The organism is Pectinatus cerevisiiphilus, assembly GCF_004341685.1.
GTDB lineage: Bacteria > Bacillota > Negativicutes > Selenomonadales > Selenomonadaceae > Pectinatus > Pectinatus cerevisiiphilus.
In genome coordinates this window covers 1-18,767 of sequence record NZ_SMAA01000027.1, presented here as the reverse complement: position 1 = coordinate 18,767, position 18,767 = coordinate 1, and the positions used below count along the sequence as shown (strand labels likewise).

Below are 18,767 nucleotides of genomic sequence, written 5' to 3'. Positions count from 1 at the left end.
GGCAGGCCAATAAAAAGCGCATTTATGCGCAGCCAGTGTAAAAGGGCTATGCCCGAAAAAGAAAAACCACCCGCTATGCGGGTGGATAGTTATTTATGCTTAAGCTTCATCATCAGTAATAGCTTTGGTGCCTTGGGTACCTGTACGAATACGCATTGCGTTGTCAATGGTATAAACAAAAATCTTACCATCACCGACCTGGTCAGTACACAAAACTTTTTGTGATACGGATAATACTTGATCTACTGGGACATCACAGACTACTGTTTCCAGTTTTATTTTTGGTACAAGATTTATCGAGTATTCTCTTCCACGATAAACTTCCTTATGCCCCTTCTGAAGTCCACACCCATAAACCTGGCTTACTGTCATGCCCTCCACACCGATGCTGTTTAAGGCACTTTTCAATTCTTCCAGCTTGTTTGCACGGGTGATAATCTCTATCTTTGTCATTTTTGACATTTGCGTTCCCTCCTAAAATTAAAATTATAATTGTATTTGCTTATTATTATAAAACAAAATCAAAGATTTTAAAGAAAAATTATAATTTAATTTGTTTTAGTCAAGTCATTTTGAACACCGAGGGACTCACCTGTCATCAGGGAATGGGAATAACCACGTTCACCATGTTCAACAATGTCAAGACCGGATATTTCTTCTGCTTCGCTTACTCTAAACGGAGTAATAGCATTAACGATTTTATAAATTATAAATGTACCTATACTGCCTAAAAGATACGCAACAATAATAGATATTACCTGTGCACTTAAAAGGTTGCCATCACCGTAGAACAGTCCGTCTGCACCAGCAGGGTTAACTGCGGTAGTAGCCCATAAACCTGTAGCTAAAGCTCCCCATGTACCACCGATACCATGTACACCAAAAGCATCTAATGAATCATCATAACCAAGTTTGTTTTTCAGGACAGCTACGGCAAAGTAACATACAGCACCAGCAACAAGACCAATTATTACTGCCGGGATAGGTGCAACGAAACCTGCTGCCGGTGTAATAGCTACCAGTCCAGCTATACATCCTGATGCCGCACCTAAAGTTGTAGGCTTACCATTTCTGATCCATTCACAAAATACCCATGATACAGTTGCCATAGCTGCGGCAGCCTGGGTTGCAACAAATGCACTGGAAGCTAATTCATTGGCACCTAATGCACTGCCTGCATTGAAACCAAACCAACCAAACCACAATAGGGCAGCACCTAAAACAGTCATAGGCAGATGATGCGGTAAGATCGGAAGTTTGCCATAGCCACGTCTTTTACCAATCAGGATACAAAGCGTTAAACCGGATACCCCTGATAAAATATGAATTACAAGGCCACCAGCAAAATCAAGTGCACCTAATTCGAAAAGTTTGCCACCGCCCCAAACCATATGTGCCATGGGATTATATATGAAAATAGTCCATAATAGCATGAATAAAACGTATGCTTTAAATTTTACTCTTTCAGCAAATGCACCTGTTATTAGTGCAGGTGTTATAACTGCAAACATACATTGGAAAATTACAAAAGCAAGTTCTGGAATTGATGTACCGGTCCAAATCTGTCCAGCCGTTCCAGCCAACCCTATTTTATCCAAGGAACCTATGATACCAGGAATCACTCCGGTTGCGTCATCGCCAAATGCCATCGTATAACCTAATATAATCCATTCTACGGATATAAGGCCTACGATAAAGAAACTATGCATTATGGTCGTTAATACATTTTTACTTCTGACCATACCACCATAAAAAAAGCCAAGACCAGGTGTCATAATAAAAACAAGTGCGGCACTGATCAGTACCCATGCCGTATCCCCGCTATCTACTTTGGGAACTTCTTCTGTAGCAGCAAAGGCTATCGGTGTCATCATTAACAATAACATGAACGTTGATAAAAACACAGACCAGAGTTTTTTCATATAAATCTTTCCTTCCTTTTTTCCTGCAAGAGAATACAGCATAGCATTTAAATTCTCTAAAATTATTATGCATAATACCTGCGGCTATACATGCTCTCTGCAACCATATCCTATACAACAAAAAAGCGCAGCCCGTATAACAGATAACTTCTGTTATATAGGCTGCGCTGCCTTTATGTATGATGCTATTGATTATATAATCTATATATTTTTTTGTCAAGTATTTCATTCATTTTTTTTAAGTCGAATATTATTTGGTTTATTAAATAATTGGTATATCATAAAAACTATTTATAAAAATAAAGTATGTATAGTAATGCACAAGCAAGCAAAATTATTTCCTATATAAGTATTAGATTTGAGATTTATTTTTAGAATAAATTTACAATTTTCCATAAAGTGAATTATTATCTCTTTGACTATGACAAAATAAATAATACAATTATAAGTATAAAAAAATTTTTATTAACTTCTCCTAAAATAAAGGGTTTTATTCATAATGTATACATAATACAAGTACTTTTTTTGTTGCATATTATAAAGAAAAATAATAAAATAATAACTTGTGAATTATAAGTAAATTTACAGTTTTAGTGTTATTTATTAGCGATATTATATTAATATTCTTATATTATTTTAACATTATTGTCTAATATATATAATAATTTTATTTATGTATTATTAGCAATAAATATAAATTATTATTATATATCATTAATAAATCATCTAATAATACTTAACTGCTTTTATACTTATTTAAATATTTTTTACGAGAGGGTATTTATTATGAAATCCAAAAGAAGAATGCCAGGATTAAGTACACAAATTTTAATAGGGCTTATTTTAGGTGCTGTTTTTGGTTACTTTTTCCCAGAAATAGGCAAAAATCTTAAGCCGTTTGGTGACGGATTTATTCGTATGATAAAGATGATTATCGTCCCTTTAATTTTTAGTACGTTGATAATGGGCATAGCAGGAACAGGTGATTTTAAAAAACTAGGCCGTTTAGGCGGAAAAGCAATTATCTGGTTTGAACTTGCGACAACAGTTGCCTTGTTTATTGGCCTTGTCGTCATGAATATAGTTCATCCGGGGGTAGGTGTCAATATCTCGGTATCCGCAGATGCAGGTGCGCAAGCAGCAGAAGCTGCACACAAAACGGTTAATATGGTAGATTATGTTCTTAGTATCATACCAACAAATATCATTGATGCTTTTGCCCGCAGTGATATGTTGGAAATAATCTTCTTTGCATGTTTCTTTGGTGTAGGTGTTGCACATATCGGCAAAGGTGGAGAACAAATCGTTTCTCTCTGCCGTAGTGTAGCAGCAGTAATGTTTAAAGTAACAGGTTATGTAATGTCCCTTGCACCTATTGGTGTTTTTGCCATGATTGCTTATACTGTTTCTAGCTTTGGTATAGGCATGATGATTCCACTTGGCAAACTTATTTTATCCTTACTTTTTGCAACGTTGCTTTTTGTTGTCATTTTGTTAAGCGTTGCCAGTGCACTTACACATGTAAATTTCTTTCATGTCATCAAGGCAATAAAAGCAGCATTGTTACTTTCATTTTCAACTGCCAGCAGTGAAGCCGCATTACCTATTGCTATGCAACATCTTGAAAAATTAGGCATTTCTAAGAGTATTGTTACATTCATTATGCCAACAGGCTATTCTTTTAATCTGGATGGTTCTACATTATATAGTTCAGCCGCGATTTTGTTTATTGCACAAATATATGGTATTCCTCTTTCTATAGGACAGCAGCTTTTAATCATGGTTACATTGATGCTTTCTACTAAAGGAATTGCCGGTGTCCCCGGTGCTGGTTTTATAATCGTAGCTGCTACTGCGACGGCATTTAATTTACCGGCTGAAGGTGTAGCTATCATATTGGGAATTGACCGTATTCTCGACATGATTCGTACAACATGCAACGTTTGTGGTAATTGCGTTGCTACCGTTATTGTTGCATTTTGGGAAAAAGATATTACGAAGGAATCCTTCCAAAAAGCTTATACTGAAAACTTCCAATTAGCATCTAATCCTAAAGTTCATTAATGAAACATTTGAGTAAGGTGTTTTTAAATGATCCAGCCTTTTATAGATTATATATTTTCAAATTATAATAAGCTTCGTAAATAAGGATCATAAAAAATAGTTTATAGTTTATTTTGAATGCCAAAACAAGCTGCACGTAAAAGCCTGTTTTGGCATTTTTCTATTATTCGCAAGCAGACTTTTACAAGGAAAATAGTTGAGTAGATTTATTTTAAAGAAATTAATTCAAAAACGTCATTTAATATGTTAATATTCTAGATAGTAACTTGAACTTAGCTAATAAATAGGAATTTTATGGAGGAAAAAATGCTTGTACTTCAGCTCAGACGGTATTTGCAAATTTTTATTGGATGTCTTCTTAGTGGTGCTGCGGTAAATATTTTCTTAATACCAGCACAATTGCTATCATCTGGTATGAGTGGAATTGCTATTATTATATATTATTTGTTTGGTCTACCAATCGGCATTCAGTTGATAATATATAACCTGCCTATAGTTTATTTGGCTTACAGGGTGTTTGGGAAGTTATATGCAATTGATACGATCATAGGCATGGCATTGTTTTCTGTTTGCATAGATGCCACTAGTTTTTTGGGAACATACACTCTTACAGATAACCGCATGCTTGGTTCTGTTTTTGGTGGTGTTGTTTCCGGCATAGGCTTTGGTATAATTTTTCGCGCTGATTCCAATACAGGTGGCTTAGACGTGGTGGGAGCCGTAATTAAGAAATTTTATTCTTTTGATGTTGGGACAGCTATATTTGCGATTAATTTTGTTGTAATTTTTATTGGCATGATTATGTTTAACGTCAATACAGGGCTTTTTACCTTGATTTGTACTTATGTTTCAGCAGAAATAACCAACAAGGTGGTCGCTGGTTTTAATCGAAAAAAATCTATTATGATAATATCTCCTAGGGCTGAACAGATTGCACCTTTAATAATGCAGTATCTAAAACGTGGTGTGACTTTCTTTCGTGGAGAAGGTGCTTTTACCCGCCAACCCAAAAATGTCATGTTCGTTGTTGTGAGTCTTACTCAAGTTGGTAAAATCAAATCTATTGTCCACGCGCTTGATCCCACCGCTTTTATGATTATTGCTGATGCTTCAGAAGTAACTGGACGCGGTTTTACGATGAAAAATGTTATTCCCCAGGAAATTATAGCGCAACAGAAAGAATATGACGATAAACTGTATTGACATATATGTATTTATTGTGTTAAACTGCTCTAGTATAAGTTTGTCATAGATGGCTAACTTATCAACCGCTCAGTGAGGTCTAATAGCTTTTGCTAACCATAACTGGCGAGTATATAATGAGGCAGGTGTAAATAATGTACGCTATTTTTAAGACCGGTGGTAAACAATACCGTGTAGCTGAAGGTGATACTGTAATCGTAGAAAAACTCGAAGCTGCAGAAGGTGACACTGTTACTTTTGATGAAGTCCTGACAGTAGTTAATGATGCTGATGTGAAGATTGGTACTCCTATAGTTACTGGTGCCAAAATTACCGCTAAAGTAGAAAAACAGGACAAAGCGAAGAAGATTTTGATTTTCAAATATAAAGCGAAATCTAACTATCGTCGTCGTCAAGGACATCGTCAGCCGTATACTAAGCTGACTATTGAAAAAATCGAAGCATAATGATTAAAATAACTGTTATACGCAATTCTGCTGAAAAAGTTATGGGATTGCTCATAAAAGGGCATTCTGGAACAGGCGCTTATGGCAGTGATATTGTCTGTGCAGCTGTTTCCGCACTTGCTCAATCAGTTATTTTAAGTTTGACTGAACATGTAAAATCAAAAACTGATTTTGACATTAGACCAGGATATTTATATCTTACTTTGCAGGATCAACCAACGGAAATTACTGAAGCTGTTTTTTCAGTTGCCTTGCTTGGTTTTCGTGAAATAAAGAGAAATAATCCTAAAAATGTCACTATCTCAAATAGCAGGGGGTGAATTGAATGTTTAATTTTGATTTACAGCTTTTTGCTCATAAAAAGGGTGTCAGCAGCACACGTAATGGTCGTGATAGTGAAGCAAAACGTCTTGGTGTAAAAGAACATGCCGGCACATTAGTTTCTGCTGGAAGCATCCTGGTTCGCCAGAGAGGCACTCATTTTCATCCAGGAGAAAATGTAGGTATTGGTAGAGACGATACTTTATTTGCAAAAATTACTGGTAAAGTTGCTTTCGAACGCAACGGTCGTTCTAAAAGACAGATCAGTGTATATGCAGCTGAATAAAAGCTTAGCATCTACTCAAGCAGCAGGATAATTATTCCTGCTGCTTTTTCGTTTACTAAACTTACGTTATCAGATCAAACCTATTGCAAATTGAACAAGTAATGATACAATTGCAACAACTATCCAGCAAGACATGCCGAGAATAATTGGCCTAATACCATTATTGAATAGTTGCTTTAGATTTGTATTTAAGCCAATAGCACTCATGGCCAAAACAATACAAAATTTACCAGCATTACCTAAAAATTTTGATAACGTTGCTGGTAATACACCAGTTGTATTTATAATAGAGGCGACAACGAACCAAAGAATAAAATAAGGGAAAATTTTTACAATATTAAATTTGCTATTTTGGGCATTTTTTCTGGAGGTTATTAAGGCCAAAATAACACAGACTGGTATGATCATTAAAGCGCGGGTTAATTTTACGATTGTTGCATAAGCACCAGCCGCTAAGCTATAAGAATACCCCGCTGCTACTACTGAAGAAGTATCATTAACAGCGGTACCTGCCCACATACCAAATCCTGTATCAGAAAAATTAAAAAGATGGCCTAATGTAGGAAATATAAATACGGCTAAAATATTGAACAAAAAAATTGTAGATATTGAAAAAGCTACAGTTTTATTCTTAGCCCCGATAACAGGAGCGATCGCTGCAATAGCAGAACCACCACAAATCGCCGTTCCTCCACCTATAAGTAAAGTGGTATGCATATCTAGTTTTAAAAGTTTACCAACAAAAATTGCTGTCAAAAATGCTGCACTTAATGTACAAAGCATGACTGATAGAGACTGTGTTCCAATGTCCAGTACAACATATAAGTTCATTTCAAAACCAAGTAAGATAATAGAGTATTGTAAAATTTTTTTACCTGTAAATCTGATACCTGTTTCTACTACTCTCGGACGTTTGAAACTAGCCGCTAGCATTCCAAATACAATACCAAAAACAGGGCCACCAATAATTGGAAATTGATTACCAAGGAACCAGGCAGGTACAGCGAAGATAAGTGAAAAAACAACACCTTTTAATAACCTAAGATCCATACAAGAACATCTCCTTTTCTTGAAGATAGTGTAGCATTTGCATATGTATATGTAAAATATTATAATTAAATGTTAATAATAGGTAATTACCTATGTATGAGGTAAATAATGACATTAAGACATTTAACAATATTTATTTTTGTTTGCAATGAAAACAGCATGACAAAAGCGGCTGATAAAATGCATATGGCTCAACCTTCGATTAGTCAAGCAATTAGTGAACTTGAGAAACACTATAATGTTCGTTTGTTTGAACGGTTAGGAAAACAGCTCCATCTAACAGTAGCTGGTAAAAAATTGCTGACTTATGCTAGGCATATTGTTAATTTAAATGATCAAATTGAAGAAGTAATGCGGCGTTTTGGTGATACATATCATATCCGATTAGGTGCTAGTGTTACGATTGGTGAATGTGTTTTGATAGATTTACTGAAAAAATTATATGAAAGTTATCCGGAAAGTCATATTACATCAGCCATTCATAATACTGCTGTGCTGGAAGATATGCTGTTAGCAGATGATCTTGATATTGCGATGGTTGAAGGACGTATCCGATCTGACCTTTTGGTCACAATTCCGTTTATGGATGATGAATTAATCTTTATTGCAAAAAATAACCATCCATTAACGAAGAAAAGGAAAATTAATTTTTTTGATTTAGAAAATGTTGATTTCTTCACACGTGAAAAAGGCAGTGGAACACGAGATTTATTTGAAGAGGTCATGAACCACCATAATATTAACTATCACATTATCGGAACATATAATAATGCGGAAACAATAAAAAAAGCTGTTGAGACAGGTATTGGTATCAGTGTAATATCAAAACTAGCCGTTCGAACAGAATTAGAAAGTGGTGAGCTTTGCCAATTAAAAGTTGAAGGGCTTATTTTTGAGCGCAAGTTTCATATTGTATATCATAAAAACAAATATATTTCTGAAGGACTAAAAACGGTTATAAGTTTTTGTAAAAATATGGTGAAATTAAAAGCATAATTATAAAGTATGTTTGAAATGACAAGCTTATGTAATAAAAAGTGAAAATAGAATATAATGCTTGGCCAAACTATTTTCTTGCATATATAACTAAATTATTTATGCTAATCAATTAAGATTAAATACACAAAAAAGCGATACAATTTAATATACGTTTGATGTAACTATAAGGATGGGTTTATTCTTTTCAAAGTAACTGATGCAGATAAAATACAGACAAATAAAAATTGGTACTAATTAAAATGCTGATTATAAAAACTTAGTAGTATAGTATATGTATTTATGCTATAATAATAGTAACTATATAACTATTGGAAGGTGCATTTAGTGGGAATTTTTACATCAGGTATATGTGAAGCGTTAGGAATTGGCGATATTTTAAGCAAAAATGTGAAAAGTAAAAATAAAGCAGCAGCTCATTTAGCCAGTGGTGAAAAAATAAATTCAGCAGGAGATAATCCAGCCCCATACGCTATTTCTGAAAAAATGCGTGTTTTAATACGTTCCTTAAATCAAGATACTAAAAATGTAAAAACGGGAATGTCTATGCTCCAGACAGCTGCAGGTGGCATTCAAATACAAATTGACCTATTACGTAAAATTAAAGAAAGAGTACTAGCTGCGAGTAATGATACAAGCAGCAGTGATGATCGTAAGATTATCCAAGATGAAATAAATCAATATTATTCACAAATACAAGATATTTCTACTGATACAAATTACAATAACATATCTCTACTCGATGGTAATTCTTTTGGTAAAAAAGTAATTGATTGGTCTGTTTTAAAATCACCAGTTTTGCTAAAAGGCAGTGATGAACTTGGTTTGGTTCCCAATACATATAGTTCCTTGGATAAAACAACCGGCCCTTTTGACACATTTTCAGAATACACGACAAAAGCTGCTAGTATCCCTGACTTAGGCATTGATCCTGCACTTACTTTAGCAGGGGGAAGTGATGGTATCCCCAAGGAAGTAGCATTGGATATAAATTCAGCTACACCACCATATACAAGTGTTTCTAGTTTAGATGGGGCAGGTTTTAGGTTATCCAGCACTTATGGAACAAGATCATATGTATTGACAATGAATCCGGCAAAACAATACCCTGCCGGTGCATATACTGTTGACATTAGCAGCTGCAATACCCTAAATGATGTTGCAAAGAAAATTTCTGAAGTATCTTTTTATGGTGCGACTGCGCAAGTGACACCTCCCTCTATGGCTGTTACCTTTACGTCCACTGAAAAAAGTGCTGATTCAAATGTGTTAAACGTTTCTGATTGGCAGTCTTCAGCTTTTACAAGTGTGACAACGAAACGCGATGCTTCACCGGCAACATCCTTATTTAAAAGCGATACCTATTTCACAGGCGGTACAAATTCTTCAGGAAGGACTGATGATGTTGATGACCCTTATAAACCGGGAACTAGTGCTTCTTTAAGTAAAGATATTTCTTCAGCGGCAAATGGTACAGGAATAACAGTTTATGGCAACTATGGCAATACTTACATTCAATTTACAGATGGTAATGATATGTCATACGATTCGGTAAATAGCATATATAAAGTAGGTAAAGAATACAGCGGCCATTTCAATCGAAATTCCATAACATTTGATTTTAATAAGGGGAAAATGCAACTTACAGCTGATTATACTGGCAGTTATGGCAATAGCTGTAAAGTTTCCGATGGTATTCCAGCACGTCCCGATAGCTCAATTTCGTATGAAGCCGTTAGTCCTTTGCGCGGAGAGATCAGTACCCTTGTGATGGGAAGTGATGGGGATTTAGCCCATGCTGATGTTGATTTATCTGCATATAACAAAAGTGACACAACTGCATTAGAAGATTTTATTAAAAATGTTGCTGGTAAAGCAATCTCCAAGTTTGGCTATAGCTATCAGTTCATAGACAGTAAAGCTACGTCATTAGCTGGTATTTCTACAATTTCTTCAGCTTCATCCCTTGATCTAAATGAATTGCGTTCTTCAGTTGCCGGTGGTGAAACAATAACAGAAGCCTTCGTAAATTTTTTGCAGAAGCATATGGGAAGTAATTCAATACAACCAATAATAGACGATGAAAAAACCATAGGATTATCCTTTCTTGCATCAGTTAAAGGAAAGGCTGGCAACGGAACACAAATACAAGCCTTTGAAGGTGTCCCCAGATCATACGCATTGGATTTCAAAAGCTGGCTTTCTAAAGATTCTGTACAGGAAGAAATACAAAAGGTAGGCAGTCTGGTAGATTTTTTAGACGGCAGAGGATTCCGTGCTTATTGTGCTACATGTAATGATCAGTGGTTTAATTTTAGCTTTATTAATGGTACAAATAGTGACCGACCTCAGAGCGGCACACCGTCTTATGATATTAAAACTATCCCTATTGATATTTCATCTGTAACGGATGCAGGTTCGCTAGCAATGGCTATATATGAACAGTCAAAACCAATACTTACAGGAACTGACCCGTATTTCAATCATTTTATGCGCATTGCGGCTGATAAAGACAGTGGTGTTTTGACTTTGTATGATAAACGCTTTTATAGTGTCAGCAGCTATCCTAATTATCAGGAAGAAGGCGCTAAAATTGCTGATGGTGTTTTTGATAATGTTGTACGTGATGAACGTAATCTCTTAGTAAAAAAAATAGTTATACAACATACTGATAAGAGCAGTATGAATATTGTTGTAGATATTCCCAAAACATCATTAGATCAATTATTTAACTGTTCAGAGCAAGAATTAGCAGAATACACTGTTTTGACAAGGGAATCAAGAGAAAAGCTACTTGGTACAACAAAAACAAATACAGGCGGTGAAACGGAAGGAAAAATAGATAAGGGAATCCGTTATTTAACTGATGCAGCAAATATTTTAGGTGCGCAAATAGATCATTTGATGTCAGCAAGTGATAATATTGTCACGGAAAATGAAAACACTACTGCTTCGGAAAGTTCTATGCGTGATACCGATATGGCGAAAGGTATAGCGGATTACATTAAAGACAGCATTCTGGAACAGACAGGACAATACGCTTTACTTTATACTCATTCATTGTCTGCTTCTTCTTTATCGCTGCTTGGTAATTCGGCTAATAACAAATAAAGATCCCTCTTCGAAAAGCTATTATCATTAGTATACTGTCATTTTTAGTCAGTATACTAATGGTAATAGCTTAAATGTACATTCCGTATATATGTAAGATAGATCAATTGAAACAAATAAAATGTTATTGCCTTTTGTTTAGATAATTATTATATAGTTTGTATTTTTTTTATATTTATTATCGTTGTTTTTTGCACAAAAAAATAAGCCGTTAATTCCCTTTAACGACTTACTCTTCGTGATTTTTCTTTTTCTCTTTTTTTTCGCATTATCATACTATGTTTTATTAAAAAAGAAAGTTCCTTCTATAATATAGCTGATTCGCTATAAAAAAATTCTTTCCTATGAAAATAAAGCTTGTTGAGAAAAATCAAGAACAATGCCTGCCTTTATTTTGACTACATTATACCATATTGATAAAAAAATGCAAGTATATTTCTTTATTTGTTCTATATTTAACACATAATCAGCTTAATTTAAAAAATAGATGGGAAAATTCTTCTTTGTTCTAATATTTTTTATGGGATAGTTAACGTTTTGGTTCTTCTTCTGAATTTTATGTTTTAACTATTTTGTAAAAAAAATGTATCTATATACTATATTTTAAGCATTATTTGACATTTTTAGTAAGGATTGTTATAATAAAAGCACTGTATCTGGGGACGTAATGGTTTCGACGGAGGCAGCTGCTGTATAAGAAGCGAGCCGGGGGGTCATCAACCCGTTAGTAAGGTGAACACTTTTATTAAATATAAAAGCTAACAACGATTACGCTTTAGCAGCTTAATGCTAACCTCTTTTGTTTCTTTTCTCGCGTGAGGCAAAAAGAGGACAAGAGCGAGATACTCATTATTCAATTCTCGGAGAATAGTGGGGAATTTTATCGAGATAGGAATATGAAGCTTTGTTTGTGTAACTTTATTGCCTGAAATTTAAACACAAAATGCGCTCGGAGAAACTTGTGGAGCAATGCTTTCGGACAGGAGTTCGATTCTCCTCGTCTCCACCAATAATAATATTGACAAAAATATTATTATCATACCTGTTACGTTTGATCGGTCTGAATCATTAATAGATGCACATAAGAGAACTTTTATAGTTCTCTTTTTTTATGGCTCATCGTCAATGGTTGGGTTATAAAAAAATTAAGACATTACAAGAGCAGTAGGAGAATTATCCTGCTGCTTTTTTTACAATTAGCAATAAACATCAATCTATTACGGAACCTCTTAAAGTTCCTGACACCGAAACATATTCTTTCCAAAACCTTAGCTTATCATCGTCAATTAACTCTACGGATTTAACGTATGACATCAATGCAATAAAAATACGCTAAAGCTTTTGGAAAATAAAAAATAACTGTAGCCAGTAATGAGTAAACATATACGAAATGCCGTTAGTCCTTGTAATTACAATACAGGATTAGCAGCATTATTACTATATACTGTTTGATCGATCGTTTACTATCCAACTAACGCATCCATGTCTTACTTCAAAGTTCCCTTTGATACATATTGCACCTTAATTTTCCTCCTTTAATTGATTTTTTTGCTCTGTATAAAGCGTATAATAAAGCCCTTTATTACTCATCAGCGATTCGTGATTTCCGTTTTCCTTAATCTTTCCATCATCTAAAACATAAATCATATCAGCATTTTGAATAGTTGACATTCTATGAGCAATAATAATAACAGTTTTACTTTTTGAAAGGATTTGGATTGTTTTTTGTATAACATTTTCTGATATTGAATCCAAAGCAGAAGTTGCTTCATCAAAAATGAAAATATCTGTATTCTTCATCAATTCACGAGCAATACAAATTCTTTGTTTTTCTCCTCCAGATATATTATCGCCACGATCACTTAGGTGTGCATCAAGACCACCAGGAATTCTAGATATAATTTTATTGGCAAAAGAAGCATCTAAAGCTTTCAATATTTCCATCTCTTCAACAGGCTTTCCTTTTAAAGGATAAGTGATGTTCTCACGTAGAGATCTATGAAACAAAATAGTTTCTTGTGATGTAAACGGTAATATAAAAGTGAACCAAAAAGGCATGAAATGGCAATGAAAAAGTGAGCCATTAAAAATCAAATCCTTTACAATAGAAGTATAAATTCTATCGTAAAGGGATGAAGTCAGGTGGTTATCACTATGGAAGATTACCAAGCAATTCGTCACATGTATCTCATAGATCATTTTAGTCAGCATAAAATTGCTGAAAGATTAGGTATTTCCCGCAATACGGTACGTAAGTATTGTGAAGGAAATACTATGCCTGGAATGCGGGCAGATTACCATCGAAATGCTACAATAGTTACGTCCCAAATTATTCAATTTATTCAACAGTGTTTTCTTGAAGATAGTCGTGAACATAACAAAAAACAGCATCATACAGCAAAACGCATATATGACCGATTGGTTGCTGAGATGCATTTTACCGGTTCAGAAAGCTCTATCCGTCATACGGTGCAGAAACTGCGTGAAATTTCGAAAAATGTATTTGTTCCATTGGTTTTCTCTCCTGGTGAAGCTATGCAGATTGATTGGGGTGAATGCTATGTGTATCTAAAAGACAAGCGCACGAAGATTTACTTCTTTTGTGCAAGACTTTGCTACAGATGTGCTCCTTTTGCCGTCTGTTACCGTCGGCAAAATACTGAATCTTTTCTTGATGCACTGATCCATGCATTTGAATTTTTTGGTGGTGTAGCACGTCGTGTTATTTTTGACAACGGCAAGGTCGCTGTAAAAAGAGGTTATGGAAAGAACGCGATCTGCCAGGAACAATATGCGGCACTTGCTGCACATTACTGCTTTAAAACAGTGTTCTGTAATCCTGCCAGCGGCAACGAAAAGGGGCTTGTGGAAAACCTGGTCGGTTGGACTAGAAGAAACATTTTTGTTCCCGTCCCACATGTCGAAAGTATGGATGAACTGAATGAGTTAACAAAGCGATGGTGTTGCAGTTATATAGAATGCCATAAAATACAGCAAAAACCGCAAACTGTTAACTATATGCTTACTGTTGAAAAGAAAATGCTTCTACCGCTTCCTGGTTACCGCTATGATGCCAGCCGGAGCACCGAATGTCGAGTAAGTCCTTATGCAACAGTACGATTTGAAAGCAACAATTATTCTGTACCTGTACGTTATGTGGGTCAAACCGTTGCCGTAAAGGGTTTTGCTGAAACCGTTTGTATATATGCGGAGAGTGAAAAAATTGCAAGGCACATCCGTTGCTATGACCGAGAACAAGATATTCTGACTTTGGCGCATTATCTGCCAATTCTAAAGCGCAAACCGGGCAGTATTCTTAATGCGAAACCGGTACGGCAAAGTCTACATCCGGTTATGATACATTGGTTGCAGGATATGGCTTTTACCGGCAGAGAACTTATGGCAATCCTTACTGCCTGTGTTAATAAAGGTGAAGCTGAGGTTTGGATGCATAGAGCAGAATATATGACCGTTAAACAGCGTCCAATATCTATTACAGATCCGGTACAAGTACGGGCAGTAGATCTGACAGCGTATGACCAATTCTTAAGTGCAGGAGATGGGGTTTTATGGCAGAAACAGGCGTAACCGAATCGTTGCTATTTTATGCCAAACAACTCAGATTGCCAACATTCTCCCGTATTGACGAGGTTGTACGCAAATTCCAAACTGGGCAAAGTTTAGAAAGTTTTACTTTAGAACTTTTAAAAAGAGAATACACCTCCCGGCAGGAAAACCAGTTGAAGCGTCGCATTAAGCGAGCAAAGTTCCCTATGCTCAAGACCATGGAAGAATTTCATCTGGAACGGTTGGAACATGTGCGGCCTGAGTTTGTTAAACAGCTGGCAAGCTGTGACTTTATTCATCGTCGTGAAAACGTCGTAATGATTGGCAATCCCGGAACCGGGAAAACGCATCTGATGATAGCTCTGGGATTAAAAGCCTGTTCCGATGGTTACAGCGTAATCTTCAGGAATGCAACAACGATGGCAGCAGAGCTTCGTGAAGCAAAAGATGGTTACCAGCTCAGAAAACTGGAAAAAACTATTGCCAATGCAGATTTACTGCTTCTGGATGAGCTAAGTTATGCAAGCTTTAATCGGGAAGAATCCGAACTTTTATTCAAGGTCATAGCTGAACGTTCAGAAAGAGCCAGCACCATAATAACAACGAATCTGGAGTTTTCTCGTTGGCCAGAACTTTTTGCTAACGAGACTTTAGTAGCTGCACTGGTAGATCGGTTGACATACCATTCCCATGTATTGAATATGAATGGCGATTCTTATCGCCTAAAAAATGCTAGTGGCTCAAAAATTCGTTAGCGTTTGGTTCACTTTTTCGCTGCCAGAGTGGTTCAAAAATTCGTTGCCAAGTGGTTCACTTTTTCATTGACATTCACACTTTGTGACAATAAAGAAATGGATTCACGAAGAAGCTCAATACTGAACTCGTTTATATTCTTGTCATCAATCAATATCTCTCCAGAATCTTCATGAATTAGACGTAATAATAAATTCACTATGGTTGATTTTCCAGAACCACTAATTCCAACAATGGCAGTTACTTGGTTAGGGTAAATTTTCATGGATAATTCTTTTAAAATTTTGTGTTCAGAATATGAAAAGCAAACATTTTTAAATTCAATGCATTTTTTCACTTTAATTTTATTCTGTTTCATGCCGATTTGCTCTACTTTCTTATCCATATGAACCAATTCATAAATTCTCTCAGCAGATGCTTGAGAAATTTTAAATAACGGAATCAAAGAGACTGCATTTCCAAAGGAACTGTTAATCTTTTGAAAATATAGCATAAAGGCCATGACTTCACCAACGGTAATGATATTTTGATAAATGCATACTCCACCTATAATGATAATAATTGGATTGCTACACTCCACCGCCATTCTTGATAATATATTGCGTATATAATTGGCTGTATCTCTTTTTTTCCTTGCCTGATAATATGCCGCTAAAACTTGATCATACCTTATTGTTTCATATTCTTTAGTATTAGATAATTTTATAAGCTTAATTCCATATAATATGTCTTGTAATTCTTTTTCTAGGTTGGCTTTTGCTTCGTTGTGATTTTTATAAAGTAATTTGAGGGGGAAATAAAAGTTAATAAATAAATCAAAACCCTTAATGAATATCGTTACAAAACTTAAAAATATGCTTATATTAAACATTAGGAATAAGATAATCGTAATTTCCAGAGCCGCCAATATACCGGTTATTACATTATTTAGCATCATTCCGTCTAGGGACAAAATATCTTCAGTCTGCCTAGACATGATATATCCTATAGAATTATTCTTAAAATATTGCATAGGAGCTTTCAACATACTTTTAAAAGTTAAAATCTGAATGTCATTTATAACCTTCAAAGAAAATTTTAAATTTAGCTTGGCATTGATAAAATTCAAACTATATTTTAATAAAAAAACAAAGAACCACAAAACTCCAAGGTAAAAAACATCATTTATATTCTTCATCGAAAAAGATGTATCAATTATCTTCCGAGCCAGCAACGGTTCGTATATATTTAACAGCATTATTCCAAGCCCTGCCATAATAAAAGAAAATAAATAATATTTTTTTAGCATAAACGAGAACACAAATTTTGTACTATTAGAAAAAATATTTCTCACCCCTCATCGACCTTCTATGAAGTATCTACATAAAGGTTATTTTTCTCTGATTTACATAAAATTCCATATTCATATTTTATCATAGGTGCATATACGGAGTAATATTTCTCGAAATGTATTAAAAAGAGAGAACGGAAAGGCCGAGAGCTTGATATTCTCTATGGTTCAATTGCTATAGTGAAGCAAAATGATTTTTTATATCATTTAGCCGCTCAAGTATAAGATTTTTTAAAGCAGCTGGATGGATAGAAAAAATTGTTTCACCATAAAAAGCAAAATAATTGGAGATAAAGTTTTCTTCTCCTTTGTTATAAAATCCCTTTACATAGTATTTTCCATTTTCGTGGCATAGCTCCATTGAGGGGTAGTGTTCTTTATAGAATATGTCTGCTCCCTGAACAGAAACTTCAACTAAAAAATCAATTGCCTCTTTATCCCGAAATAGTTCTCTTGTGGGCATGAGGAATTCAGAAATTGACTTTGCCGTATATTTATTGCAAGTCTGCACAGATAAAATTTTATCGCACCGGAATACTTGTGACTTTCCCGTTTGAAAATTATATGCCGTTGCATACCATTGTCCATAAGCGGAAGTAATATTGAAAAATTGAACATAATATTGCTTTTCTATAGTTTCCTTTATATAACTGACTTCACAGACATTCTCGTCGACCGCTATTTGGAGAATATCTTTTAAGAAGGGACATTCACTTTTACTTTGATAACTTCCCAAATTAAAAAGCAGTTCCATTTTTCGAAGTTTTTCTATTCGTTCATCTGCTATACATCCCTCAAATTTTTGTTTTAACTTCTGAATATTTAAATGAAAAGGAGTTGACTGGTATGCGGTAAGCGTTTGCATAGAAAAATACAATGCGTAAACCTCATCAATCGTAAAAACAATGGGGGATAATAACCGATTGGGAAGAATACTGTAATGTCCGTTGCGTCCAATAATTGAGTAAATCGGCATACCAATTTCTTCCAAGGAGCGAATATCCCGAATCGCCGTACTTCTTGAAATAGAGTATCTATCGATTATACTTTTGAGATTAAATGTTTTTTTATCATTGAGATAGATCATTATATCATTTAAACGTTCTGCTTTTTTCATGAAAATTTTCTCATTCCAATTAAAAGGGTTCACTAATTGACACCATTATGCATTATATTATAAATAAGGCAGAAAATAAAGGAGAGCTTTCACATGAATACAAAACAAGAATTTAACCGATTAATGAATATGCAAACTGAGCTTGCACTGGCTACTTGTGTTGACGGTCAGCCTAATGTAAGAATTGTAAATTTCTACTTCGATGAAACCACTAAAGTGATTCTTTTTTCCACTTTCGGCAATAATGAGAAAGTCAAGGAATTTAAAGTTAATAACAAAGTCGCATTTACGACAATTCCCCATATAGGCAACGAGCATGTTAAAGCAAAAGGTACAGTACGAAAAAGCAGTCGTACTGTGCTTGACGTAGCAGAATGCTTTATCAAAAAAATTCCCGGTTATAAAAATACGATAGAGCAAGTCGGCAAAGATTTAGTTCTTTTTGAAATTACCTTTGAATCAGCTGTTGTGACTTTGAATTTTAAAAACATAGAAATATACGATTTAACGCTCAATGTCAAGGTAGTTGTCAGTAATTCTTCAAATTTTATATGTGCATCTACTGACTATGCTCCAGATTCGACTGTATGTTCGAAGTGGG

At 34.9% G+C, this 18,767-nt stretch carries 16 protein-coding genes and 1 other RNA gene; 11 read left to right on the top strand and 6 right to left on the bottom strand.

Annotation, left to right across the window (positions count from 1 at the left end):
- Positions 1-99 precede the first annotated feature (99 nt).
- Together EDC37_RS11785 and EDC37_RS11780 are read right to left on the bottom strand one after the other, a co-directional pair.
- Positions 100-462: a P-II family nitrogen regulator gene (locus EDC37_RS11785; RefSeq protein WP_132551592.1), complete on the bottom strand. Its 363-nt coding sequence runs from the start codon at positions 460-462 to the stop codon at positions 100-102.
- Between the two features lie 86 nt (positions 463-548).
- Entirely contained in the window at positions 549-1,922 is a 1,374-nt protein-coding gene (locus EDC37_RS11780; RefSeq protein WP_132551590.1) for an ammonium transporter, read from the bottom strand.
- Positions 1,923-2,708: 786 nt separating this feature from the next.
- Between EDC37_RS11780 and EDC37_RS11775 the strand changes: the two genes are divergently transcribed.
- From EDC37_RS11775 to rpmA, 5 genes are all read left to right on the top strand, one after another.
- A complete protein-coding gene (locus EDC37_RS11775) occupies positions 2,709-3,986 on the top strand; it encodes a dicarboxylate/amino acid:cation symporter (protein ID WP_132551588.1) in 1,278 nt (425 codons plus the stop codon).
- A gap of 306 nt (positions 3,987-4,292) precedes the next feature.
- Positions 4,293-5,189 (top strand): YitT family protein, encoded by an 897-nt coding sequence (locus EDC37_RS11770; RefSeq protein ID WP_231039963.1) that lies wholly within the window; start codon positions 4,293-4,295, stop codon positions 5,187-5,189.
- 134 nt (positions 5,190-5,323) lie between these two features.
- Entirely contained in the window at positions 5,324-5,635 is a 312-nt protein-coding gene (gene rplU / locus EDC37_RS11765; RefSeq protein ID WP_132551584.1) for a 50S ribosomal protein L21, read from the top strand.
- Positions 5,635-5,955, top strand: coding sequence for a ribosomal-processing cysteine protease Prp (locus EDC37_RS11760; RefSeq protein WP_132551582.1), 321 nt, complete (start codon positions 5,635-5,637; stop codon positions 5,953-5,955). Before rplU ends, EDC37_RS11760 begins: the two co-directional genes overlap by 1 nt.
- 5 nt (positions 5,956-5,960) lie before the next feature.
- Positions 5,961-6,242, top strand: coding sequence for a 50S ribosomal protein L27 (gene rpmA / locus EDC37_RS11755; RefSeq protein WP_132551580.1), 282 nt, complete (start codon positions 5,961-5,963; stop codon positions 6,240-6,242).
- A 69-nt stretch (positions 6,243-6,311) separates the two neighbouring features.
- On the opposite strand, the gene EDC37_RS11750 is transcribed toward rpmA, so the two are convergent.
- A complete protein-coding gene (locus EDC37_RS11750) occupies positions 6,312-7,292 on the bottom strand; it encodes a YeiH family protein (RefSeq protein ID WP_132551578.1) in 981 nt (326 codons plus the stop codon).
- A 108-nt stretch (positions 7,293-7,400) separates the two neighbouring features.
- On the opposite strand from EDC37_RS11750, the gene EDC37_RS11745 reads away from it, so the two are divergent.
- The 3 genes from EDC37_RS11745 to ssrA all read left to right on the top strand — a co-directional run bounded on the left by EDC37_RS11745 (position 7,401) and on the right by ssrA (position 12,408).
- Positions 7,401-8,288 (top strand): LysR family transcriptional regulator, encoded by an 888-nt coding sequence (locus tag EDC37_RS11745; protein ID WP_132551576.1) that lies wholly within the window; start codon positions 7,401-7,403, stop codon positions 8,286-8,288.
- Positions 8,289-8,615: 327 nt separating this feature from the next.
- Entirely contained in the window at positions 8,616-11,399 is a 2,784-nt protein-coding gene (locus tag EDC37_RS11740) for a flagellin N-terminal helical domain-containing protein (protein WP_165874518.1), read from the top strand.
- Positions 11,400-12,057: 658 nt separating this feature from the next.
- Positions 12,058-12,408: a transfer-messenger RNA gene (gene ssrA / locus EDC37_RS11735) on the top strand.
- A gap of 512 nt (positions 12,409-12,920) precedes the next feature.
- Here ssrA and EDC37_RS11730 read toward each other — a convergent pair.
- Complete coding sequence (locus EDC37_RS11730; protein ID WP_231039968.1) at positions 12,921-13,457, bottom strand: ATP-binding cassette domain-containing protein; 537 nt, start codon at positions 13,455-13,457, stop codon at positions 12,921-12,923.
- A gap of 96 nt (positions 13,458-13,553) precedes the next feature.
- On the opposite strand from EDC37_RS11730, the gene istA reads away from it, so the two are divergent.
- Positions 13,554-14,987 carry an IS21 family transposase gene (gene istA, locus EDC37_RS11725; RefSeq protein WP_132551570.1) on the top strand — a complete coding sequence of 478 codons (1,434 nt, stop codon included), beginning with the start codon at positions 13,554-13,556 and terminating at the stop codon, positions 14,985-14,987.
- The gene (istB, locus tag EDC37_RS11720; protein WP_132551568.1) at positions 14,969-15,721 is read left to right on the top strand and encodes an IS21-like element helper ATPase IstB; all 753 of its coding nucleotides are present in this window, start codon (positions 14,969-14,971) and stop codon (positions 15,719-15,721) included. The genes istA and istB overlap by 19 nt, the downstream gene beginning before the upstream one ends.
- Positions 15,722-15,753: 32 nt before the next feature.
- On the opposite strand, the gene EDC37_RS11715 is transcribed toward istB, so the two are convergent.
- Positions 15,754-17,052, bottom strand: coding sequence for an ABC transporter transmembrane domain-containing protein (locus EDC37_RS11715; protein ID WP_132551566.1), 1,299 nt, complete (start codon positions 17,050-17,052; stop codon positions 15,754-15,756).
- Positions 17,053-17,224: 172 nt separating this feature from the next.
- The gene (locus EDC37_RS11710) at positions 17,225-18,166 is read right to left on the bottom strand and encodes a helix-turn-helix transcriptional regulator (protein WP_132551564.1); all 942 of its coding nucleotides are present in this window, start codon (positions 18,164-18,166) and stop codon (positions 17,225-17,227) included.
- A gap of 93 nt (positions 18,167-18,259) precedes the next feature.
- Here EDC37_RS11710 and EDC37_RS11705 point away from each other — a divergent pair.
- Positions 18,260-18,767, top strand: a 508-nt coding sequence (locus EDC37_RS11705) for a pyridoxamine 5'-phosphate oxidase family protein (RefSeq protein WP_132551562.1), incomplete at its 3' end; no start/stop codon positions are given.